Origin of the sequence: Parabacteroides merdae ATCC 43184 (assembly GCF_025151215.1) — a bacterium.
Taxonomy (GTDB): Bacteria; Bacteroidota; Bacteroidia; order Bacteroidales; family Tannerellaceae; genus Parabacteroides; species Parabacteroides merdae.
Genome location: NZ_CP102286.1, coordinates 3,586,433 through 3,610,045 on the forward strand (window position 1 = coordinate 3,586,433; position 23,613 = coordinate 3,610,045).

General features: G+C 47.4%; 21 protein-coding genes. 13 read left to right on the top strand and 8 right to left on the bottom strand.

The genetic code is table 11. The annotated features are described in order from the left end of the window. Positions 1–2 precede the first annotated feature (2 nt). From NQ542_RS14680 to NQ542_RS14695, 4 genes are read left to right on the top strand one after another with little or no spacing between them, the layout of a single operon-like run. Positions 3–908, top strand: coding sequence for a metal ABC transporter solute-binding protein, Zn/Mn family (locus tag NQ542_RS14680; RefSeq protein ID WP_005649830.1), 906 nt, complete (start codon positions 3–5; stop codon positions 906–908). Beyond that, positions 892–1,653, top strand: coding sequence for a metal ABC transporter ATP-binding protein (locus tag NQ542_RS14685; RefSeq protein WP_005649832.1), 762 nt, complete (start codon positions 892–894; stop codon positions 1,651–1,653). The genes NQ542_RS14680 and NQ542_RS14685 overlap by 17 nt, the downstream gene beginning before the upstream one ends. Then, positions 1,646–1,846, top strand: coding sequence for a PLDc N-terminal domain-containing protein (locus tag NQ542_RS14690; protein ID WP_005645287.1), 201 nt, complete (start codon positions 1,646–1,648; stop codon positions 1,844–1,846). Before NQ542_RS14685 ends, NQ542_RS14690 begins: the two co-directional genes overlap by 8 nt. Before the next feature lie 12 nt (positions 1,847–1,858). Then, positions 1,859–2,869: an NAD-dependent epimerase/dehydratase family protein gene (locus NQ542_RS14695; protein ID WP_005639784.1), complete on the top strand. Its 1,011-nt coding sequence runs from the start codon at positions 1,859–1,861 to the stop codon at positions 2,867–2,869. Positions 2,870–2,897: 28 nt separating this feature from the next. Here NQ542_RS14695 and NQ542_RS14700 read toward each other — a convergent pair whose 3' ends face one another. The 4 genes from NQ542_RS14700 to NQ542_RS14715 all read right to left on the bottom strand — a co-directional run bounded on the left by NQ542_RS14700 (position 2,898) and on the right by NQ542_RS14715 (position 7,260). Continuing rightward, a complete protein-coding gene (locus tag NQ542_RS14700) occupies positions 2,898–3,683 on the bottom strand; it encodes a head GIN domain-containing protein (protein ID WP_005639785.1) in 786 nt (261 codons plus the stop codon). 79 nt (positions 3,684–3,762) lie between these two features. Beyond that, complete coding sequence (locus tag NQ542_RS14705) at positions 3,763–4,572, bottom strand: head GIN domain-containing protein (RefSeq protein WP_005639786.1); 810 nt, start codon at positions 4,570–4,572, stop codon at positions 3,763–3,765. Positions 4,573–4,709: 137 nt separating this feature from the next. Next, on the bottom strand, positions 4,710–5,771 hold the full coding sequence (locus tag NQ542_RS14710; RefSeq protein WP_005639788.1) for a DUF6807 domain-containing protein: 1,062 nt from the start codon (positions 5,769–5,771) through the stop codon (positions 4,710–4,712). 100 nt (positions 5,772–5,871) lie between these two features. After that, positions 5,872–7,260, bottom strand: coding sequence for a Gfo/Idh/MocA family protein (locus NQ542_RS14715; RefSeq protein ID WP_036723957.1), 1,389 nt, complete (start codon positions 7,258–7,260; stop codon positions 5,872–5,874). Positions 7,261–7,542: 282 nt separating this feature from the next. On the opposite strand from NQ542_RS14715, the gene NQ542_RS14720 reads away from it, so the two are divergent. The 7 genes from NQ542_RS14720 (at position 7,543) to NQ542_RS14750 (ending at position 17,123) form a co-directional block, all read left to right on the top strand. Next, positions 7,543–8,304, top strand: a complete 762-nt coding sequence (locus NQ542_RS14720) for a LiaF transmembrane domain-containing protein (protein WP_005639793.1) — start codon at positions 7,543–7,545, stop codon at positions 8,302–8,304. 3 nt (positions 8,305–8,307) lie between these two features. Then, on the top strand, positions 8,308–9,105 hold the full coding sequence (locus NQ542_RS14725; RefSeq protein ID WP_005639795.1) for a LytR/AlgR family response regulator transcription factor: 798 nt from the start codon (positions 8,308–8,310) through the stop codon (positions 9,103–9,105). A gap of 811 nt (positions 9,106–9,916) precedes the next feature. Beyond that, positions 9,917–10,699, top strand: a complete 783-nt coding sequence (locus NQ542_RS14730) for a HipA family kinase (protein WP_005639797.1) — start codon at positions 9,917–9,919, stop codon at positions 10,697–10,699. Further along, complete coding sequence (locus NQ542_RS14735; RefSeq protein ID WP_005639798.1) at positions 10,677–11,060, top strand: DUF3037 domain-containing protein; 384 nt, start codon at positions 10,677–10,679, stop codon at positions 11,058–11,060. Before NQ542_RS14730 ends, NQ542_RS14735 begins: the two co-directional genes overlap by 23 nt. A gap of 105 nt (positions 11,061–11,165) precedes the next feature. Then, positions 11,166–14,444, top strand: coding sequence for a SusC/RagA family TonB-linked outer membrane protein (locus NQ542_RS14740; RefSeq protein ID WP_005639799.1), 3,279 nt, complete (start codon positions 11,166–11,168; stop codon positions 14,442–14,444). Positions 14,445–14,463: 19 nt separating this feature from the next. After that, complete coding sequence (locus NQ542_RS14745) at positions 14,464–16,218, top strand: RagB/SusD family nutrient uptake outer membrane protein (RefSeq protein ID WP_005649837.1); 1,755 nt, start codon at positions 14,464–14,466, stop codon at positions 16,216–16,218. A gap of 26 nt (positions 16,219–16,244) precedes the next feature. Then, a complete protein-coding gene (locus NQ542_RS14750; RefSeq protein ID WP_005639836.1) occupies positions 16,245–17,123 on the top strand; it encodes an endonuclease/exonuclease/phosphatase family protein in 879 nt (292 codons plus the stop codon). 3 nt (positions 17,124–17,126) lie between these two features. Here the strand turns inward: NQ542_RS14750 and NQ542_RS14755 are convergent, their stop codons facing one another. The 4 genes from NQ542_RS14755 to NQ542_RS14770 all read right to left on the bottom strand — a co-directional run bounded on the left by NQ542_RS14755 (position 17,127) and on the right by NQ542_RS14770 (position 20,897). Beyond that, entirely contained in the window at positions 17,127–17,897 is a 771-nt protein-coding gene (locus tag NQ542_RS14755) for a helix-hairpin-helix domain-containing protein (protein ID WP_005639839.1), read from the bottom strand. A 118-nt stretch (positions 17,898–18,015) separates the two neighbouring features. Continuing rightward, entirely contained in the window at positions 18,016–19,383 is a 1,368-nt protein-coding gene (locus tag NQ542_RS14760) for a sodium-dependent transporter (RefSeq protein WP_005639842.1), read from the bottom strand. Positions 19,384–19,439: 56 nt separating this feature from the next. Next, positions 19,440–20,108 carry an ABC transporter ATP-binding protein gene (locus NQ542_RS14765; protein WP_005639844.1) on the bottom strand — a complete coding sequence of 223 codons (669 nt, stop codon included), beginning with the start codon at positions 20,106–20,108 and terminating at the stop codon, positions 19,440–19,442. Positions 20,109–20,171: 63 nt separating this feature from the next. Further along, positions 20,172–20,897 (bottom strand): tRNA threonylcarbamoyladenosine dehydratase, encoded by a 726-nt coding sequence (locus NQ542_RS14770; protein ID WP_005639846.1) that lies wholly within the window; start codon positions 20,895–20,897, stop codon positions 20,172–20,174. Between the two features lie 145 nt (positions 20,898–21,042). Between NQ542_RS14770 and NQ542_RS14775 the strand changes: the two genes are divergently transcribed. Together NQ542_RS14775 and NQ542_RS14780 are read left to right on the top strand one after the other, a co-directional pair. Continuing rightward, positions 21,043–23,016 (top strand): family 20 glycosylhydrolase, encoded by a 1,974-nt coding sequence (locus tag NQ542_RS14775; RefSeq protein ID WP_005639848.1) that lies wholly within the window; start codon positions 21,043–21,045, stop codon positions 23,014–23,016. Positions 23,017–23,203: 187 nt separating this feature from the next. Continuing rightward, entirely contained in the window at positions 23,204–23,530 is a 327-nt protein-coding gene (locus NQ542_RS14780; RefSeq protein ID WP_005639852.1) for a hypothetical protein, read from the top strand. Positions 23,531–23,613 lie beyond the last annotated feature (83 nt).

Consider the following 23,613-nt stretch of genomic DNA (forward strand, 5'->3'; position numbering starts at 1 on the left):
AGATGAAATATACCGGAATATATATCCTGTTGACGGTGCTGTTGTTACTTGCCGCATGTACCGGAAAGCTGACGGAAGGAAAGGTGGTGACGGTGACGATAGAGACGCAACGCTTCTTTGCAGAAAGGATTGCAGGAGATAAGTTTGTTGTCCATTGTGTAGTTCCATCCGGGCAGAGTCCGGAAACGTATGATCCTACTCCGAAGCAAATGGTGCAGATCGGACAGAGTGAAGCGTATTTGCAAATCGGTTATATTGGCTTCGAGCAGGTATGGATGCAGAAGATTCGCGAGAATAATCCCGATTTGAAGATATTCGATGTCTCGAAGGGCATGCAGTTTGTAAAAGAAACGGAAGAAGGGGAGCACCGGCACGAGGGGCATGAAGCGGATGACGGACATCATCATCACCATGCGGGTGGTATCGATCCGCATATATGGAGTTCCATCGAAGGGGCAAGGGTCGTTGCCTGGAATACACTGAACGCTTTTATCGAGCTGGATAAGGAGAATACGGAGTATTATTGGAAAAATTATAACGATTTACTGGCGGAGATCGATAAGACAGAGGCCGAGATCAAACGTTTGCTCGATCCGCTGAACGACCGTACTTTTATCATCTATCATCCAGCATTGACTTATTTTGCAGCTGAATTCGAACTCGTCCAGCTTTGTATCGAAATGGATGGGAAAGAACCTTCACCTGCTCAATTGAAACAATTGGTGATGACGGCAAGGGAGAACCATGCGAAAGTCGTTTTTATCCAGCAGGAGTTCGATCAGAAAAATGCCGAACTGATTGCGAAGGAAACAGGTTGCCGGCTCGTGAAAATCAACCCGCTGGATTATCATTGGAATACGGAACTGATTCATATAGCGAAAGCATTGGCTGATGGAGAAACTGATTGACATAGATCATGTGACGGCTGCCTACGGCAATAAAACCGTATTGCGGGATATTTCCCTGACAATCTGGAAAGATGATTTCCTGGGGATTATCGGACCGAACGGGGGAGGGAAGACGACTTTGCTGAAGGTTATACTCGGCTTGTTGCCGCCTGTCTCCGGCGTGATCCGCTTTTATGAAGACGGACGATCTGTCCCTTCTCTACGGATCGGTTATCTTCCTCAGTTGAACAATATAGATAAGAAATTTCCGATCTCTGTGCGCGAAGTGGTGACTTCGGGGTTGGCCTCGGAAAAGCCGCTTTTCCGTTCCTACAGTGCAAGCCAGAAACAGCGCGTGGAGGAGGTGCTTGGAAAAATGGGACTGGAAGATTTGGCGAACCGGGCAATCGGCGAACTGTCCGGCGGACAGTTGCAACGTGTGTTGTTGGGGCGTTCTATCGTTTCCCGTCCGCAAGTGCTGATCTTAGACGAACCGAATTCGTATGTGGACAAACGGTTCGAGTCTCATTTCTATAAGCTCTTGGACGAGATTAATAAAGAAAGTGCAGTCATTCTGGTTTCACACGATATCGGGACTGTATTGGCGATGGTGAAAAACATCGCTTGTGTAAACGAAACATTACATTACCATCCCGGAGCGGATGTGTCCGAAGAGTGGCTGGGCGAGAAATATGCTTGCCCGATAGAGCTGATCGGACATGGCGATTTGCCGCACCGGGTTTTGAAAAAACACGAACATGAGTAATCTTTGTTTGATAGGCCTACCGGAAGTCGGATATATTGCTGGTATCGCTGTTCTTATTTTCGGCATTACTGCGGTGAGGCAAAATCCTTTCATCAGTCGCGGACAGAAGATTCTTTGGATACTGACTATTGTCGTATTGAATTGGATCGGTCTGTTGCTGTATTACTATACTTATTACATTAAGAAGAATTGACAATTGACAATTATGAAAAAGATATTGATTACGGGGGCCAGTGGCTTTATTGGCGGTTTCCTGGTGAAGGAGGCGCTTAACCGGGGATATGAAACCTGGGCAGGTGTCCGTTCGACAAGTAGCCGCGTTAATTTGCAGGATGAACGGATTCGTTTTATCGACTTGAAATATTCCGACCGTGAGTCGTTGACCGCCCAGTTGGCTGATTTTGTCCGTGAGCATGGTCCTTGGGATTATGTGATCCATAATGCCGGACTGACGAAGACGCTTGATAAAAGAAACTTTTATCGTATCAATGCCCAGAATACGGCCAACTTGATCGAGGCACTTGCCGCATCGGGTTGCAAGCCTGAGAAATTTCTTTTGATGAGCAGCTTGAGCAGCTACGGGCGTGGAGACGAGAAAACATTCCGCCCTATCTCTCTGGATGATCCTCAATTGCCCGATACAGATTATGGAAAGAGCAAGCTGGAAGCGGAGAATTATTTGCGTCACCAGTCTTATTTCCCGTATGTGATCCTGCGTCCGACAGGGGTGTATGGACCGGGTGAGAAAGATTACTTCATGGAGATTAAAAGTGTAAAGTCCGGTTTTGATTTTGCTGTCGGCTTTACGCCCCAGCGTATTACTTTTATATATGTAAAGGATTTGGCTACCGTTGCTTTCCTTGCTTTGGAGAATGAGGCTGTCCGGAACCGCCATTATTTTGTAGCGGACGGTGATGTCTATACGGATGAATCGTTCGCCCGGATGATACAGGAAATCCTGCGGAAGAAACATGTCCTGCATGCCCGTATTCCAATGGGACTGGTGCATATAGCCTGCCAGGGGTCCGAATGGATAGGCAAGCTGCTGAAGAAGAGTATGACATTGAATACGGATAAATATATAATCCTGAAACAGCGTAACTGGATTTGTGATGTTACACCGCTTCAGGATGAATTGGGCTTCGTTCCGGCTTACCCGTTACGCCGTGGCCTGGAAGAAAGCATAGAATGGTATAGGAAAGAAGGTTGGCTGTAGACCAACTTTTCTTTTGCCGATTCGTATTTTATTTTACTTCTTCAACAGTTCCTTTGCCGATGACTTTCTGTTGTACGGCTGTCGGGCCTTTATAGCGGATATTTCCTTTACCTACGATTGTTGCTTTTAGGTTGTCGGTCGGATGGATCTGGGCGGAACCTTTGCCTGTGATTTTACAGTTCACTTCGGGCACTGCCACCCCGAAAGCCATGATTTCACCGTCGGTCGTGATGCTGTAGTCTGCTTCTTCGGCGTTTCCAGCTTTTAGGTTGATCGTGCCGGAACCGTTAATGCTGCATTCCAACTTGTCGGTTTTGAGTTCATTCACGACCATATTGGCGCTACCGGACACGTTCAGGTCGAGCTTGCCGACTTCGACTTTCTGCTTTAGCTGGACGAGGCAGTTAGAGTTGGCGTTGATTTTCAATTCGTCACCCTTCAATGGGCTGTTGGCTATGAAGTTAGCATTGCCAGAGGCTTTTACCTCTTTCAGCCATTTGGAGTTAGTCTTGACGATGAATTTGGTGAAATGGTCGACTTTGGCACCTTTGAATCCAACGGTCAGGACACGGTCTTGGATATCGATGTTTACGTATGGGTGCAGGTTTTCATCTACGGTTATTTCGATATGCGGAGTAGATTCCGATTGTTCGTAGTTGAAGTCGATCACCCCGTCGAACTTGATGGCATTGAAGTCGTCGATCGTTATTTTCTTGGTCGAGAGCTTTCCGTTTCCTTTCACATGATCTGCTGCCTGGGTAGAGAAAAACATTCCCATTAGGAAAGCGATCATTAGTAAACCTTTTGTTTTCATGTCTATCTTCTTTATGTTACACTTAGGAATGCGTTTGCCGCACTTTGGTTACAAATGTAGAATGAATTTTATAGAAATACTAATTCTTTTTGATCGAACCTCCGCCTATGACGCTTTTGCTTAGCTCTGGATCGCCTTCATATTGTATATGGCCACCGCCGGCTATACTGGCATCCAGTTGTTCGGACGCATGTACTTCGATGTCTCCGCCACCGGCTACGCTGCATTCCGCTTTCCGAAGGACACATCCGAAAGCACTGATATCCCCACCGCCAGCTACGCTCAGATCTCCTCTTTCTGCCTCTCCTTTGAGCAGGATGGAACCACTGCCTGCCACGCTACAATCCAGGTTGTCTACTTTCAGTTGGGTTGCGTTGATATCTCCTGATCCAGCCACGCTAAAGTTGATTTTGCGCGCTTCCAGCTGCTTATCGAAGTTTATTGTGCTGCTTCCGGCAATACTGATATCCAGTTTGTCGGTTTTAAGAGGGCTTTTGGCGATAAACTCTCCGCCTCCTACTGCACTTATCTCTTTCAGTTCACGGGAGCTGGTCTTTATCTCGCATACGGTCGGTTGGAGATTGAGTCCGTAAGAATTTCCGTTAAAATATTTTTTTTCATTTTTGGGCTGTATGATCAATGTCTTGCCCTTTATCTTTATGTCGAGGTGGGGTAGTATGTTCTCGTCTATTGTTATCTTAAAAAAGGGGGAGGCGTTGGATTGTTCATATTTGATGTTTACTTTTCCTACATATGAGATCTCATCATAATCGGATATGGAAATTTCTTTCGTGATGATGTTCCCGTCCCCTTTTATTGTATTCTGGGCAAATCCGTTAGTTGTCAGCAACCAGATACAAACCATAAAGAAAAATGCTTTTGTTTTCATGTCTTGTTATATTTTCGTTTATTTTCTTTTATAGACGAGAGGGGGCATATTACGGTTGCATATTTTCTTTACTTTTTGATGAATTAGTTTTTATTATATGCTTTACAACACAAATTAGTACTTTAACTATTGACGAATTAGGAAAAGCCCGTATCTTTGTATCGTGGTTTTTTCATAATAGTATTAGATTTAAGGTTAACAAAGTTGGTTAGGGGTTGTCGTGAGACAGCCTTTAATTTTTTATAGGATTTCTGTACTACAGAAATATTTTCTATTTCCTGGTTGGAAAGATAATCTCCGTCCTTTATCAAAATCTGATGGGTGAAAGTGATGGAATCCTCTTTTTTTAGCAGGATTTGAACTTTTTCCGCCTGTTTATCGAAACACCGTCCTCCCAGGTTATTAATCGCAAACAGGCCGTATTCACGTGCATGCGACCAACCCGGATAATTGGGATTTTCAGGATGGTCTATGATAGCTATCGATATTTTCTCATCTTTTATCTTCCCGTTCAAAACAACCCAAGCCGAACGTTTTCCCCAAACATCGTTACCGGTATCTCCTTCTTTATTTTGATAGATTCCGGAAATGTCGGCTTCAAGGTTTCGATCTAAACGCATACCGAGTAAGCCTTCTTTATTTTCCGTAATGAAAATAGAATCGTTGAAAGCAGTCAGTGTAGTGGTTCGCTGAATGCCTCTTTCGTGTGGCTTACCGGTGAATGCGTAGGTGGTTTTTTCTTTTAGTAGGATATATCCATTGTGGTTTGTCCAATTTGCTTCGACTGTAAATTGGTTTTCTTTTTCGTTTATATTTTTGATGCCGGTAAACCGGATAATGCCGTAATGTTCTTTTTTATCGAGGGGAATGCGATTCGAATTATTCCAAAAATCCAATCCGTTGATGCTTCCGAAGCTAAACCATAGTCCCATCTGATGAGGATGGTCTGTCCGTTCATCGGCTTTCGGGCGGGCAGGATAGCCGCGAGTAATTTCGGTACCGGATGCAGTATAGATAGGATAAAGGACTTGTTTATATAAAGTGTCAGAGTAAAGAAATTCTGTAAAAAGAGTCTGGTCTATGTATATGCTTATTTTTTGTGAGTCGGGCTTCTCTATAAAGTGTATGTGTGAATCCTGACCTATTACAGAATTGCAATAAGACAGAGAGAAGAGGATAAGTAGAATCAGTTTGTTCATGGAGTAAAAATAATTAAAATGGGCTAAAAAGAAGGGCTAAACCTACCCTGTCCCCACACTTGACGCGGGGACAGGGTAGGTTGACATCCTCTTTGAATGTTTATAAGATACGTTTATACAACTTCTTTTCCTGTGGTTGGATCGATGTTAAATCTGCAATTTTTACCGGTTGTCCGGATGCTATACTGTTGCGGGCCGCGATTCCGACCAGACAGGCCAAAGCTCCGTCGCGGGTATTTGCACACTGTTGGAACGGATCGTCGATATTGGGCAGGAATATCTGGTCTTTTAATAATGCATCCCCGCCGCCATGTCCGGATGTTCCGAACGGAATCTGGATATATTGCCGTTTATTGAAGTTCTTGAACAAAACGATTTCGTCATAATTGGCATCCGATGTCGGTTTGGATTCCTGAATCCAGGCTTCCAGACGTCCTTTTGTTCCGTTGAATGCAATCCGGTAACCTTCGTATGGAGAATAGGTTGTCAACGAATAGGCTACTTGTACACCATTTTTATATTTGATTGTTGCTGCCATTTTGTCGAAGATGTTTACATCTTTTTTGAACACACAACCGTCGCGCAGGTAACCGTCGTGCTTTTCATTGGCCACGTACAGTTCCATGTAGTTCTTGTTCTTGGTGATGTCAAAAAAGAACTTGCATTTGTCTGTATGCGGGCATGTACGGCAGTTTTCTGCCCGTATGGTTCCATTCTTTCCATAATGGTTGAGAGCCCCAAGCGCATAAACACTTTCGGGATCGCTGTCGATCCACCAGTTCAGGAGGTCGAAATGATGGCTGGCTTTGTGTACCCATAACGAACCGCTACATTCAACGAGCCTGTGCCAGCGGCGGAAATAATCGGCTCCGTGTGAGGTATCCAGATACCAGTGGAAATCGACGGAAGTGATATCACCGATTTCTCCGGCACGAAGCAGTTCCCATATTTTTGCCCGGTGAGGGGAATAACGGTAGTTGAACGTGACCCGGCATGTCTTGCCCGTCCGCTTTTCAGCATCCAGAATCGCTTGGATTTTCTTTTCATCGGTCGTCATCGGTTTTTCCGTGATAATGTCGGCTCCCAACTCCATTCCCCGGATAATGAATTGATGGTGTGTGCTGTCCATTGTCGTGACAATCAATACATCCGGTTTTGTCTCGTTTATCATTTTTTCAAAATCGGTATATGTCGGACAAGAAGTGCCGATGATACGTTTGCCGGTTTCAACACGTCCTTCGTTTTTATCGCAAAGGCCTACGAACTCAAGGTAATCAGGATAACTTTTCAGAATGTCCCTTCCCCACATGGATGTCCCGCGGCCCCCTGTCCCGACAAGTGCGATCCGGAGTTTTTTACCTGTCGGTGCTGAAATACCGGTAGTTTTTGCTTTTATATCAGATAAGGGATTGAGCAAGGCCGTTCCGGCAATCGCCCCTGTGGTTGCAAGAAAATGTCTTCTTGACATTTGGTTTGTTGTGTTATGCATGGTAATGATGTTTTGTATGTTTTTGTGGTCTGTTTTTAGATTTTCGATGATTTCATATTCAGCTATACTTGAATTTTTCTCGAATAGTTCCTCCGAACATTGCAAATATATGCAATTTTGGGGCATTGGCAAAGATCGAATGAATATCTTTGGGGAGGCTATCAATGCTTTTTTATCGGGATTATTCCGTTATTCGCCGGGATTTAGTAGTTACTGACCGTTTTTTTATTGTGTAAGCGGTTATGTGGCGGTAGTTTTGCAACAAATTAAAAATGTACGAGTATGAGAACGAATCAACAAGGGAATTTTATCAGAGGCGGTTATCCCAGCCACAGTAGACTGAACACGGTTACGACAGCTGCTGTGTTTATCATAGTAGGTCTGTTGTTTCTTGGGCGGAATTTCGGGATAATAGACTCTGATCTGTTCGGTATCCTGGTTTCCTGGCAGATGTTGCTGATTGTGGTTGGCGTTGTCAATTTGATTAAACGGCATTTCTTCGGGGGAGTGATTACGATTGCCATAGGAGCCTATTTCCTATTGCCGGAAATAAGCTGGGTAGAGGGCGAATGGCTCGATATGTTCTGGCCGGTATTGTTTATTTTTGTGGGAATCATGATACTCTTTAAACCGGAACGTCACCACTTCAATGCTCATTGGGATGGCAGAAGGCCGGAGTATACAAAAGAGGTATATGGTTCTGAAGACGGTTTTATCGTATCGGACAATACTTTTGGATCGGTTCAGCAGATTGTTTTGGACCCTGTGTTCAGAGGGGCACGACTTAGGAATGCGTTTGGTGGGACTGTCCTGGATTTACGGAGGAGCAAGCTGGAAGCTCCCCAGACGTTTATAGATATCGACTGTACTTTTGGAGGGGTCGAGATTTATTTGCCGTCGGATTGGAATTTGCTGACGCAGATTGATGCATTTATCGGCGGATGTGACGATAAACGCTATAATTCGTCTGTGGAGATAGACAAGGAACACATTTTGATCGTGAGAGGAAAAGTCTCTTTCGGAGGTATTGAGTTTAAAAGTTGATTTATGCAGACGCATCCATTTATAGGGTCGGTCATCAATCGCGTGATGGGGATTACCCTGTCGGTTGTGGCCTGGATGATGTGTTCATGGCTCCTGTTCTGCTATGGAGGAGAGGAGATATGGATAGCCTGCCTGGATGGATTGGTCTCTGTCGGATTATTGGCTGCCGCCGGTTTCCTGTACGGATATGTTGACGGGACTATTCATGCTCTGCAAATACAGGTCGCATTGGCGGTATTGGTTCAGGCGATCAGTCTGGCAGGGGCTTTCGAGCTACAGGTGCTTTTGGAACGAGGAAATGCCGGTGATTTTATGGATAGTGTTTCCCTCCGTCTGGTCTTTGGCATATTATGCTGGATCATCCTGTTGCAATGGTATCGGATGAACCGGACGGATGAATCGGATTTTGAGGAGATATCCGGAACTGAGGCGGATAAGGGACAAGAAGAAGCGGTTCCCGCTGGTGAAACTTTTCTGGATCGCGTAGCGGTAAAAGACGGTTCCCGCATTCATATCATCCATCTCGAGGAACTGTTATATCTGCAAGCCGGAGGCGATTATGTGACGATTTTTACTCCGGATGGCCAGTATGTGAAGGAACAGACGATGAAATATTTTGAGACACATCTTCCACCTGCTCTGTTTGTGCGGATTCACCGTTCTTGCATTGTCAATACCGAACAGATTTTACGAGTGGAGCTATTCGGAAAAGAAAATTATCAGGTCCGTTTGAAAAACGGAGTTTGTTTGCGGGCAAGCAATGCCGGTTATAAGCTCCTGAAAGAGCGTCTTTCTCTTTAAGAAAGAGGAATTGAAATGTTAATTTTAGCAGAATTTGATACCATTGTGTAAAGTTTTGCCCTTTGTAACACTTTTTATTGCAAAGCTCTTCCGGACTTAACATATATTGTCTGTAAAAGGCTTGACAAACGGTCTTGACGCATGTATCTTTGCATTGTGGTTTTTTCATAATAGTATTAGATTTAAGGTTAACAAAGTTGGTTAGGGGTTGTCGTGAGACAGCCTTTAATTGTTTATAGAGGGGAGCTTTTCCCCTTTTTTATTTTTCATATGACGGATCTTGTTATGTTTTGGCTTCACCTTGTCCTTTCACTCTTTGATTATCAAAGTGTACAAGGGTGAAGGTGAACATCGGGACTGCCTTCACCTTAAAAATTTGCTTTCACCCAGTGTCTCGTCCTGAAATAGGTTGACTATGCTCCCCCTTCTGTCTCTTATCCGAAGCAACCTATTTAAGTGAAAAATAAAGAGATTATGAATGTGTATAATGGTTTAATATATAATCATTTAATGTTTGTCTTATATCCTTCTATCTTATCGACCTAAGTCGAAAACCTTTTTGCCCATTGTCGAAAGCCTTTTTGCCCAAGGTCGAAAAGGTATTCGACTTAGGTCAAAAGCTCTATGGCATTATAGTTTGGCGATAGAAGCATGGCAGTTGTAGCTTTATAACACACTTTCCGTACTCGGTTTACTTTTTCCGGTGAAGGCGGTTGGCAGATTATGGCGAAAAAACAAACAGATAGTGTGTAGTCAACCTTCGTTTGTTTAAAAAGAACGTGTATCTTTATCTTCAAATAACTGGAATGTGATGGAATTACGAACAGAGAATGTGACGCGTTATATCATGCCTCTTCGGGAAGGCGGATCGTTGCCGGCATTGGCGGAAGCTGATGACGAGTTTAAATATGTCGTGAAGTTCCGTGGGGCAGGCCATGGGACGAAAGCGTTGATAGCCGAGCTGATTGGCGGTGAGATAGCCCGTGCACTTGGTTTCCGGGTTCCCGAGCTGGTCTTTCTGAATCTGGACGAAGCTTTCGGGCGTACCGAAGGTGATGAGGAAATCCAGGATCTGCTGCAAGGCAGCCGGGGATTAAACCTCGGCCTGCATTTTCTGTCGGGAGCTCTTACTTACGACCCGGTAGTGACGAAGGTCGGGGCTGAGTTGGCGTCCCGTATCGTGTGGCTGGATGCGTTTCTGACCAATGTAGACCGTACATTCCGGAATACCAATATGCTGATGTGGCATAAGGAACTGTGGCTGATCGATCATGGCGCTTCGCTTTATTTCCATTATTCATGGGTGAACTGGCAAAAGCATGCCGTAAGTCCGTTCGTGCAGGTCAAAGATCACGTGCTGTTGCCCGAAGCTTCCGGGTTGGAAGAGGCAGATGCCGAGATGAAACGCCTGCTGACGGAAGAGAAGATCCGGGAGATCGTGGCTCTGATTCCCGACGACTGGTTGCACTGGAGTGAAAGTCCCGGTAGGCCGCAAGAGATAAGAGAGATTTATATCCGGTTCTTATGTGAGAGACTGGCACATTCCGAAACATTTATAAAAGAAGCACAAGATGCAAGGAAAGCACTTATATGAATATGCCGTTATCCGTTTGGTCCCCAAAGTAGAACGTGAGGAGTTCTTTAATGTGGGAATTATTCTGTTCTCGAAAAGAGCGAAGTACATCAAGGCGCTTTATAAGGTAGACGAGAACAAGTTGAATCTGTTTTCTTCTGAGTTGGATCGTGAATCGTTGTTTGCCAATCTGCATGTTTTCGATAAAATCTGTTCCGGTACGAAGGAGGGCGGTCCTATCGCTGCTCTGGACGTCCCGGAACGGTTTCGGTGGCTGACAGCAGTGCGGAGTGCATCTATCCAGACTTCACGTCCGCATCCGGGTTTCTCCGATGACTTGGACCAGACGTTGGAGATACTGTTCAGGGAATTGGTTCTGTAACGATATTGTAATTGATAGTAAACAGCGATTTAATACTCCGGTTGTTCCTTTGCAGCGGTTTTAATTAGGTGAAAATATATTTGTTTTAACGCAAAAAGAACAAACATGGAGATTAAGAGTAGAGTGACCCGATTTGCGGGTTTGCTATGTATCGCAGGTGCATTACAGGGATTCCCTGTAATCTATTCCGCCAATCCGGGCGGAATCATAAGCGTAGCCCGGCAGGGCACGTATCATCTGACAGGTACGATTGTGGATGGATACGGAGAACCCGTTATCGGAGCCAATGTAGTGGAAAAAGGAACGACTAACGGGGCGGTGACCGATATTGACGGGAAGTTTTCGCTGGAGGTAGCCCCTGACGCTGTGTTAACCATCTCTTTTATCGGATATATCTCGAAAGAAATCACACTGAAAGGAGAGAAAGAGCTGAAAGTGGCCTTGGTGGAAGATACGCAGACGCTGGACGAAGTGGTCGTGGTCGGTTATGGCACACAGAAGAAAGTGAACCTGACCGGAGCTGTCGAACAGGTGACCAGCGAAGTGTTTGACAATCGTTCCGTTCCCAATGTGACACAAGCCCTGCAAGGTTCGATCCCCAACTTGAACATCCAGTTGACTGACGGCAAGCCGACCCGTTCGGCGAGTTATAATGTCCGCGGTACGACTTCGATCGGGCAGGGTGGTAGCGCGTTGGTCCTGATCGACGGTGTGGAAGGTGATCCCTCGATGTTGAACCCGAACGATATCGCCAGCGTGTCTGTCTTGAAAGATGCCGCTTCGGCTGCCATCTATGGGGCGCGTGGTACTTTCGGGGTCGTACTGATCACCACCAAAGAGCCGACTAAGGACAAGACTTCCATTACCTATTCCGGAAATTTCGCCATGCAGAAACCGGTGACGGTTCCCGACTTCGTGACCGACGGATATGAATATGCCAGTCATTTCTATGAAGCCTATCATGCATGGAACAACTATTCGGCCGACCCTAAGAACATTAACAAGACGCAGGAATTCTCCCTCGGCTGGCTGGAAGACTTCAAAAGACGGAAGGAGCAGGGCATAACTGACGAGGTGACGGTCGATGCTACCGGCAAATATGTCTATTACGGCAACGAGGATTATTATGACGCCCTGTACAAGAAAACGACTTTCGCACAGGACCATAACTTGTCGGTGACCGGTAACAACGGGAAACTGAACTACTACGTTTCCGGACGGTTCTATGGCTACGACGGTTTGTTTCGCTATAATACCGACAATTATAAGATGATGAACCTGCGTGCGAAAGGTTCCGTACAGGTGTTCGACTGGCTGAAGATCGAGAACAATATGGATTTTTCCAATATGGATTACCATAACCCGATCAACGTCGGCGAAGGCGGCTCCATCTGGCGTAACATTTCCGATGAAGGTCATCCGACCTCGCCTATCTTCAACCCCGACGGTAGCCTGACTTTCTCGGCCGCTTATTCGGTCGGTGACTTTATCTATGGCAAGAACGGTATCGATACCAATAACAAGGTGTTGAAGAATACGACCGGCTTTACTGCTTCCTTTCTGGAAAACAAGTTGCACGTACGGGGCGACTTCACGTTCCGCAACACGGACGAGGGACAAACGCAACGCCGTATACCGGTTCCCTACAGCACGCACGAAGGGCAGACGGTCGAACTGAGCGCCAAATACAATGACTTGAAGGAAAGTAATATGCGGACCGAGTATATTGCGACCAACCTGTATGCCGATTATGAGGATACATTCGGTGATGCGCATTATTTCAAGGGTATGGTCGGTTACAACTATGAACAGTCTACTTATAAGAGCACCTATGTGCAGCGCAACGGGTTGCTGCTCGACGATTCGGAAAACATCAACTTGGCGCTGGGAGATGCGATCACTACGTCGGGAGGTTATAACAGATGGCGCGTGGCAGGTGGCTTTTTCCGTCTGAACTATGCGTTCAAGGATCGCTATCTGTTGGAAGTGAATGGACGCTATGACGGTTCTTCCAAATTCCCGACCGATCAGCAATGGGCGTTCTTCCCTTCTGTCTCCGGTGGATGGCGCGTGTCGGAAGAGGCGTTCTGGAAGGTGAACCCGGATTTGTTCTCCAATCTGAAAATACGTGCTTCATACGGTTCGTTAGGGAATGGTAATGTTTCTCCCTATAGCTTCCTCGAGTTGTTGAGCATCAGCACTTCCGGTCGTGTCCTGAACGGTTTGAAGAACAAGTATACGAGTGCTCCTGCCGTCATGCCTGACGGACTGACCTGGGAAACGGCAACGACGACCGATGTCGGACTGGACTTCGGCATGTTGAACAACCGCTTGCAATTTAACGGTGACTATTACATCCGTAAGACAACGGATATGTACACGGTCGGCGAAACGCTTCCCGATGTGTTCGGCGCCTCTTCTCCCAAAGGCAACTATGCCGACATGACGACCAAGGGATGGGAAATCACGCTGACTTGGCGCGACCAGTTCACATTGGCGGAGAAACCGTTCAACTACGAGATCCGTGGTACGCTGTCCGACTATATCTCGACCATCGACCGCTATAACAACCAGACAGGTAACCTGGATGACTACTATGCCGGCAAGCGTGTAGGTGAAATCTGGGGATATGTGACTGAAGGGCTGTTCAAGGATCAGGCTGATATTGACAGCCATGCCGACCAGACACTGATCCAGTCTTCATCCAAGCGCATCACCTATCCGGGAGATGTGAAGATCAAGGACCTGAACGGTGACCATGTGATCGACTACGGCAATAATACCGTGGACGACCACGGTGACAAGACCGTGATCGGAAATGCGTTGCCTCGCTATGCGTATAGCATCAACCTTTCCGGTGACTGGAACAACTTCTTCCTTTCCGCCTTCTTCCAGGGGGTGGGTAAACAGGATTGGTATCCCAGTTCGGAATGTATTTTCTGGGGACAGTATAACCGCCCGTATAACAACATGCCTACTTGGCATCAGGGCAATTATTGGACAGAAGACAATACGGATGCTTATCTGCCCCGTTATGCCGGCTATAATGCTTCCCTGAAGTCTACACCGCAGACCCGCTACTTGCAGAATGTCGCTTATATCCGTCTGAAGAACCTGCAATTCGGCTACACCTTGCCACAGCCGATCGTTTCGAAAGCCAAATTGCAGAATGTACGGGTTTATATTTCGGCCGAGAATCTCTGGTGCTGGTCCCCGCTCTACAAGCATACGCGTGACCTCGACGTGACGAACATCTACGGTTCCGATCCCGACCTGACGGATGCCGATATGTCGTCCGGACTGAACGGGAACCGTGGTAGCGGTGACGGGAACAGCTATCCGCAGATGAAGAGTGTGAGTTTAGGTTTATCAGTAACATTTTAATTAAAGAACTATCAACGACATGAAACGGATTATATATTCTTTTGTATCAGTCTGTTTACTCCTTTCGTCCTGCTCAATGGACGAGACACCGCAGGCTTCGGTGGACAAAGACACAGTCTTCAGGACGGAGAAAGGGCTGGAAACATATTCCTATTCTTTCTATAATATGCTCCCTTCCGTCAGTGACGGTTTCAGGCAGGATGCCATGTGCGATTATGGAGCGGTGACCAGCTTCGACAACTTTATCCGCGAAGGGGCTTACTCGGCCGAGTTGAGCAGCGGGTGGTCGTGGAGCGATCTGCGCAACATCAACTACTTTATTGAGAACTGTACGAACGAGGCGGTCGATGAATCTGTCCGTAACAACTATATCGGCTTGGCCCGCTTTTTCCGCGCTTACTTCTATTACGAGATGGTAGTACGTTTCGGCGATGTGCCTTGGATAGACCGTACGTTAGGTGTGGACGACGAGTTGCTGTATGCTCCCCGCGATTCGCGGACTATCGTCATGGATCATGTGTTGGAAGACCTGGACTTCGCTTGTGAGAATATCTCGCGGACGAAGGACGAAACCGGTTCTCTGGTGACGAAATGGGTGGCTTATGCGTTGAAATCCCGTATCTGCCTCTTCGAAGCTTCTTTTCGCAAGTATCATACGGAGTTGGGATTGACCGACTCGGCCGACGAATGGTATCAGGAGGCTGTCCGTGCTGCCGAAACGGTTATGAAGGAAAGCGGCCATTCTATTTATACGGGTGAGGGTACGGATGCTTCTTTCCGCTCGCTGTTCATCAGTGATAAGCCGGTAACTAGCGAAGTAATGCTGGCGAGCTGTGCCGATGCCGGGCTGGCTGTGTTGGGCGAAGCTAACTGGTGGTGGACTTCAGGCACGTACGGAGCGCGTTTCAGTATGATCCGTACCTTTGTCAATACTTTCCTGAATACGGATGGGACACCGTTTACGGATCGTGCCGGTTACGAGACGATGGAGTTCTATGACGAATGCCAGAACCGTGACGCACGCCTTGCCCAGACGATCCGCACACCTGGGTATGAACGCGACGGGGTGCCTGCCGCTCCTAACTTCAACGGTTATTCCTATACGGGCTACCAACCGATCAAATATACGTTGGATGATACCAAATACGATGCCGGTGCTTTGAATACGAATGCGATTCCGTTGTTCCGTTATGCCGAAGTCCTGCTGAACTATGCCGAGGCAAAAGCTGAGTTGGGGACGCTGACGGATGCGGATTGGGCGAATACGGTCGGTGTGCTGCGTGCACGCGCCGGTATCACTGGCGGTCTTTCTGCCAAGCCGACCAAGGTGGATGCTTATTTCCAGCAAAACTATTTCCCGAATATTTCCGATCCGGTCATCCTCGAAGTGCGTCGTGAGCGCTCCATCGAATTGGCTCTGGAGGGGTTCCGCTTCACCGACCTGAAGCGTTGGAAACGCGGTGAGCTGATGACGATGCGTTGGACTGGTATATATGTTCCCGCCTTGAATGTCCAGATGGACCTCGACAAAGACGGTACGCCGGACGTGATCTTCTATAAGGGAGAGAAGCCGACCGGTCTGCCTGCTTCCTGTACGCCTGTTTCGGTAGGAGAGGGCACGCAGCAGGGATTGACCGGGGCGGATTCGGGTAATCTGACTTGGTCGGACGATGATCCGCGTATCTGGTATGACGATGGCCGCCAGTATTACTACCCGATCCCTCAGTCGGCAATCATCAAAAATGGAAACCTGAAACAGAATCCGGGTTGGTAAATGTGTAATCGATAAATGATAAGGATATGAAAAAGACAATAAGTGTATTTGTTTCGGTCCTCCTGCTGGCAGCTTTGCTCCAGTCATGGGCCATGAAAGAATCCCATCCGGCCACTGGTGGGAAGAGCGAACTGAACGTGGCGACTTTCAACCTCCGTATGGACACGGAGAAGGATGGCGTGAATGCCTGGCCGAACCGCAAAGAGATGGTGAAAGGACTGATCCGCTTTCACGATTTCGATATCTTCGGGACACAGGAAGGGTTCAAGCACATGTTGGACGGGGTTGCCGAGTTGGATGGGTATGCCTATATCGGTGCTGGGCGCGATGACGGCGAGGATGCGGGCGAACATTCCGCTATCTTCTATAAGACCAGTCGTTTTGATTTGTTAGACAAGGGGAATTTCTGGTTTTCCGAAACACCGGATGTTCCGGGCAAGGGCTGGGATGCTACTTGCTGCAACCGTATTTGTTCCTGGGGTAAGTTTCGCGATAAGGAGAGTGGCAAGGTGTTCTATTTTTTCAATTCCCATTACGACCATCAGGGGAAGGTGGCACGCCGGGAATCCTCCAAACTGCTGATCGCTCGTATCAAGCAGATTGCCGGAACGGATGCGACGGTCTTTGCGACGGGAGACTTCAATGCCGTTCCGACCGATGAACCGATGGTGACGCTAGCATCCGACGGTCTGTTGCTGGACTCGTATGACCTGAGCGAGCAGCCGCGTTATGGTACGGAAGGTACTTACAACAGCTTCAAGACGGATTCCGAGATGATGAACCGCATCGATTATATCTGGGTGACGAAGGGGACGAAGGTGAAAAAGTATGCTGTTCTCAACGATATGCAGTACGGTCGTTTCCCGTCGGATCATTTTCCCGTGATGATACAAGTCACGTTTTAAAGTTTATTTGAATGACAGGTACGGTGTGAGCCGTTTCTTGTCCGTATCTGTAAATTCTTCTATCAATTGCAGGTTCTCCCATCCGGAGAGCCTGCTTTTTTGTTTCCGGAGCTGTTCGATCGCTTTTGCCTGTCGGTAGTCGAGGTAAGGGTGTTTGCGGAGAGCGGCGGCGGGTAAGGCGTTGACCTCTAACCGGCGTACATGGAGCGTGTCGGCAATGAACCAGGGGGCGAGGGCTTGGTAGCGTTCTTCATCGATCCCATACACTTCCGCCAACTGGCTGACATCGTAGAAGCCCCCTAAGAGTTCTCTGTATTTCATGATCCGCCGAGCGAAGGTGCTGCCGATGCCAGGGACTTTTTTCAGGATCGTGGTGTCGGCGGTGTTGAGTTCGACGAGGGTTCCCGGCGCGTACTTTTCCGTTCGAGTGTATAGGGTATATCCTTTCCTCTTCTTGCCTGTAGGGTAGGAGTTGTTACCTGTAAGGGTAGGACTTTTATCTTTAAGGGTATTCTTGGTTTTATTCGGATGAGGTCCGGATTCTTTCCGGATGAAATTTTTTCCCCCTTCGGATGTATTTTTTCCGGTGATGATCCGTCTTTCGCCCGGTGCTTGTCGGTTTTCCGTTCGATGGGCATCTGTCTGCGCTTCGATAGGCATCCGTTTCGTGTTTGTCCAAAGCAATAAGATCCAGGAAATAGTGATGAGGCAAAGGAGTAAAGCCAGTGCTCTCCGTTCGCCTTTGGAGAAGTAGAGAAGGTCGCGCCAGTTCATGGTAAGAAAGTATTTTTTCGAATGGTTTTGGTCTCCATAAGACAGTTATTATTAAATGAATACTATTTTACAAAGGTATAAGTTCCCTGCCGATATGCAAGGAACTTACGGGTTTATTTTAAAATAGTTTCTTCAGCTGGTCAAGCAGGCCGAGTTCGTTTAGGAATACGATGCCGATGGCGATCGGGGAAACGTATTTCATGAAGAAGACATAAATGGAGAAGAGACGGAACTTGATCGTCCCTTCGTTGGTCAGCTCGGCTTTCAGGATTTTCTTGTCGACACGTGTTCCGACGAAGATGCAGGTCAGCATTCCTCCTAACGGCAGCATGATCTTGGCCGTCAGGTAATCCAGTGCATCGAAAAAGATCAGTCCACCTATCGTGAACTCTTTTAATAATCCGAACGAGAGTGAACTGAGAATGCCTAAGATGAATACACCGATCGAAACGAGCCAAGCCGCTCTTTTCCTTGTCATACGGAACTCTTCATGGATATAGGCGGTCACCACTTCATGCAAGGAAATGGTAGAAGTCAGTGCCGCCATCGCCAGCAAGATATAGAAAATAAGCGACCACAAGCTGCTGAACGGTAACTGCTCGAATACATTGGGCAAAGTGATGAATACCAGTTGGGCGCCTGCCGATGGGGCAATCCCGAAGCTGAAGACTGCCGGGAAGATCATGATCCCTGCCAGGACTGCCACAAAAGTATTGATGATCGTCACCTGCCAAGCTGTTGCCAACATGTTGGTGTCTTTCCCGAAATAAGAAGAGTAGGTGATAAGGCAACCCATGCCGAGACTCAGCGAAAAGAACGCCTGCCCGACGGCACTCAGTACAACGGATGAAGTCAGCTTGCTGAAATCCGGTTTGAACAGGTACACCAGTCCCGCTTCTGCATTTGGCAGCGTGACGGAGCGTACACACATCACGACCAGGATAAAGAACAGGAGTGGCATCATGATCTTGGAGGCCCGTTCGATGCCTTTCTCCACACCTGAGGCAATCACGAAATGCGTCAGTCCGATAAAGACTGCTGTCCAGAAGATCGGCCGGAGTGCATTGGAAGAGAAGTTGTCGAAGCCGGCGGTAAAGTCCACACCCGGCGTACTGTAGAGGTTGCCGTTTACTGTCTGCCAGACGTATTCGAGTGTCCAGCCGGAAACGACCGCATAGAAGCCCAGGATCAGGAAAGCGGCCAGGATGCCGTTGTATCCGATCCAGCACCATTTCGTCCCGGGGGCCATTTTCTTGAACGAACCGACCGTATTGCTGCGGGAGTAGCGGCCGATAAAGAATTCGGTTACCATTACCGGAATTCCTAAGAATATCATGAAGAGAATATAGATAAGCAAGAATGCGGCACCGCCGTTCGTCCCTAACATATAAGGAAAACGCCAAATACTTCCCAGTCCTACGGCGCATCCTACGGTAGCTAGGATAACTCCGAGTTTACTACCGAATGTGACTCTGTTGTCCACCATGTTTGAATGAATAATTAAGAATTAAAGATTAAGAAATAATTGCCCTCTTTTCACTTTCAACTTTCCCCTTTCAACTGTTGAACCGTTCCGTCCTTGATATGGATCACGCGGTCTGTATCGGTTGCCAGTTGCTCGTCGTGTGTGACGATGACGAATGTCTGGTGCATCTGGTTGCGCAAGTCGAAGAAGAGCTTGTGCAGCTCTTCCTTGTTCTTGGTATCCAGGCTTCCTGATGGTTCGTCTGCGAGGATTACGGACGGGTTGTTGATGAGGGCGCGGGCAACGGCTACGCGCTGTTTCTCTCCGCCTGACAGTTCGTTCGGTTTGTGGGACATCCGATCGGTCAGGTTCATGAAGTCAAGAATCTCCTTCGCCCTTTTCTCGGCTACAGCCGGTTTTTCACGGGCGATCAGTGCCGGGATCATCACGTTCTCCAAAGCCGTGAACTCCGGGAGAAGCTGATGGAACTGGAAAACGAAGCCGATGTTCCGGTTGCGGAATGCCGCCAGTTTTTCTTCCGAAAGGCGGACGGTTTCGGTCCCGTTTATATATAGTTTGCCGCTGTCCGGAGCATCAAGTGTCCCGATGATCTGAAGCAGGGTAGTTTTTCCCGCCCCGCTCGGACCGACAATCGCTACGATCTCACCTTCGCCTATCGTCAAGTCGATTCCTTTCAATACTTGCAGGGAGCCGAAGCTTTTGGTTATTCCTTCTGTTTGTATCATATCAGTTGAAAGTTGAAAGTTGAAAGTTGAAAGTTGTATAAGGAAAAGAATAACTTCTCATTTTCAACTTTCAACTTTCAACTGGTTAATAACATATGAGGCTAAGTAGCATCCGAATATTGCCGGCATATAGGAAACGGTTCCGGTCGTTGTCCGTTTGCATTGTTCGCCTTCCACTTCTACGACGGCATCAGGATTGGCTATCTCGGTAGAGAAGACAACCGGAATCCCTTTGTTGACGCCCAGACCGCGCAGTCGTTTGCGTACGGCTTTTGCCAATGCGCAGTTGCAGGTCTTCGAGATATCCGCGATCCTGACTTGTGACGGGTCCATCTTGGCTCCGGCACCCATTGAGGAAACGACAGGGATATTTCTCTGATAAGCGTGATACAAGAGGAATACTTTCGGACTGAGGGAATCGATCGCGTCGACGACAAAATCGTACCGGGTCGCCGAAAGTACCTCTTCCGTCCGTTCGTCGCGCAAAAATTCGTTCAGGACACCTAGTTTCAGACGGGGATTGATATCTAACAGGCGACGGGCTACGACTTCAGCTTTCGGCATCCCCAACGTCGAATGTAACGCCGGCAGTTGGCGGTTGATATTGCTTTCGTTCACCGTGTCGGCGTCGACGATCGTCATGTGGCCGATTCCGGCGCGGCATATCTGTTCGGCTGCATAAGCTCCCACACCTCCTAGTCCCACTACCAGCACATGGCTATGTGCCAGCCGCTCCATCCGGTCGGCGCCTAACAAAAGTTCCGTCCGTGTGTTCCAATTGTAACTCATTAAAATGATTTTGGATGCAAAAGTAATAAATCAATCAGAAATGCCCTGCTATTTAGCCATCTTTTAACGAAAAAGGGGCGATACACTCCGATTGTGAGAGATAAGGAATAATTTGTATCTTTGTCCGCAATAAATTCAAATACTTATGAAGATACAACTCTATTGGCTGCTTTTGGCAGCTTTATTGTTATTGTCTGGAAAAGCAGACGCCGCAAATAACAAGAAACCGTTTGTCATCCCTGAATTGCAGGAATGGAGAGGAGCTCAGGGGATGTTCACTCCTACGGCTACATCCCGGATCGTGTATACCGGAAAAGATCCGTCTGTAGCCCGTGTTGCCAATCAGTTTGCCGAAGACTACGAGCTGATGTTCGGCCGTCGGATGCAGGTCGTGCAAGGTCGTGCGGCTGCCGGCGATTTTGTGTTCTCCCTCTCGTCCGACAGCCGGTTGGGAGAGGAAGGCTACACGATGAAGATCACTGACCGCGTCATCGTTACTGCTCCTAAGAGCAAGGGGCTGTATTGGGCTACCCGCACGTTGCTACAACTGACCGAACAGCAGGGTAATCAGGCTTTGCCGAAAGGGACAGCCCGTGATTATCCCGACTATGCGATCCGTGGTTTTATGATGGATTGCGGGCGTAAATTTATTCCAATGAGCATGTTACGTGATTATGTGAAGATGATGGCCTACTATAAGATGAACACATTCCAGATCCACTTGAACGATAATGCTTTCAAGCAATATTACAATCACGACTGGAACAAGACCTATTCGGCTTTCCGCCTCGAATGTGAAACTTTTCCCGGACTGACCGCCCGCGATGGCTATTATACAAAAAAGGAGTTTATCGCCCTGCAACAACTCGCCGATAGCCTGGGTGTGGAGATCATTCCGGAGATAGATGTCCCGGCACATTCGCTTGCTCTTACACAGTATAAGCCGGAGATCGGCAGCGAAGAGTATGGCATGGATCATCTTGACTTGTTCAAACCTGAAACTTATGAGTTCGTGGATGCTCTTTTCCGCGAGTACCTGGAAGGACGTAATCCCGTCTTTACCGGCAAACGTGTCCATATTGGAACGGACGAATATTCCAATAAAAAGCAGGATGTGGTGGAGAAATTCCGTGCTTTCACCGATCACTATATCCGTTTTGTGGAAGGTTTCGGCAAGCAGGCTTGTGTCTGGGGAGCTTTGACGCACGCAAAGGGTGAAACACCTGTAAAATCTGAAAACGTGCTGATGAGCGCTTGGTATAACGGGTATGCCGATCCGAAAGAGATGATCAAACAAGGCTATGACCTGATTAGTATCCCTGACGGGTATCTGTATATCGTTCCCGCAGCAGGCTATTATTATGATTATCTGAATACGGAAATGCTTTATAAAGAATGGACGCCCGCCCATGTAGGGAAAGAAGTGTTTCCCGAAAAGCATAAGCAGATCAAAGGCGGTATGTTTGCTGTCTGGAACGACCATGCGGGTAACGGCATCAGCACGAAGGATATTCACTATCGCGTGTTTCCTGCTATGCAGACGTTGGCTGTTAAGATGTGGACGGGAAAGGATTGTACGGTTCCGTATGCGGACTTTAACAGCGCCCGTATGGCGATCAGCGAAGCACCTGGCGTGAACGTGGCCGGACGTATCGGGACGGAGCCGCGTTCCGTTTACAACCTCGAAACTTTGAAGCCGGGAATGGAAACGGGGTTGAAAGAGATTGGCTATCATTATACCGTCTCTTTCGATATCAAAGCGGAGGCGGAGGAAAAGGGAACCGAATTGTTTCGTTCGCCTGATGCTGTCTTTTACCTGTCTGATCCGGCTTCCGGAAAGTTGGGATTTATCCGGGATGGATATCTGAATACCTTCAACTACCAGTTTTATCCAGAAGAGACCGCATCGGTAACCATTACTGGGGACGAGAAATCTACGCGGCTTTACATCGACGGTAAGTTGAAAGAGGATCTGGCTATCCGGAAACAGTATTTCAATGGAGGAAAAGATTCGATGAATTATGTCCGCACATTGGTATTCCCATTGGAAAAAGCGGGAAATTTCAAGAGCTCGATCCGTAATGTGGAAGTGCTGAACTATTGCAAGTCGGAGATGTAGGCTTAACTGGTGACAATTGTGGAATTATAGACGGGGCGTGTGGATTTTTTCTACACGCCCCGTTTGTTTTATGGGGTGACTTCCCGCTTTGCAAGCGCTTTTATCGGTTTGGCATGGCGTTTGTATTTATGTCAATGTAATGGAGTTTAGGTTATAAGAAGATTGTTTAGATTTAGGTTTTAAGATTATGAAAAAGATTGTTTTAGCATTAGTCGTTGCAGTTGTTGCATGTGTGGTGGTATTTGCATCTCAGGATGCGAAGTGTAGACAGGCTGCTGTATATTCATCTTTCGAACAGGTTACTCCCGATGGGTTTCGGAGAATAGATATGCAAAACCTCCCACATGCCGTATTACGGACAATGGGAACCTCTTCTTCTTATGAGGGTTGTACTTTTGAAGGAGCTTATATGATGGGGAATCCCGGACATGAAACTTATAAGATCGAGATTGGTAATCCGGACCGGAGCGAGGAGTTTGTGTTGATGAACGGCCGTGGAGAAGTGATCAAGTAAGAAATTATATTGGATGATTATATTGGAAGGAAGTGTGTCGAAATCTATCTATTGTCCTATCAGGGAATAGATGGTTTTGACAC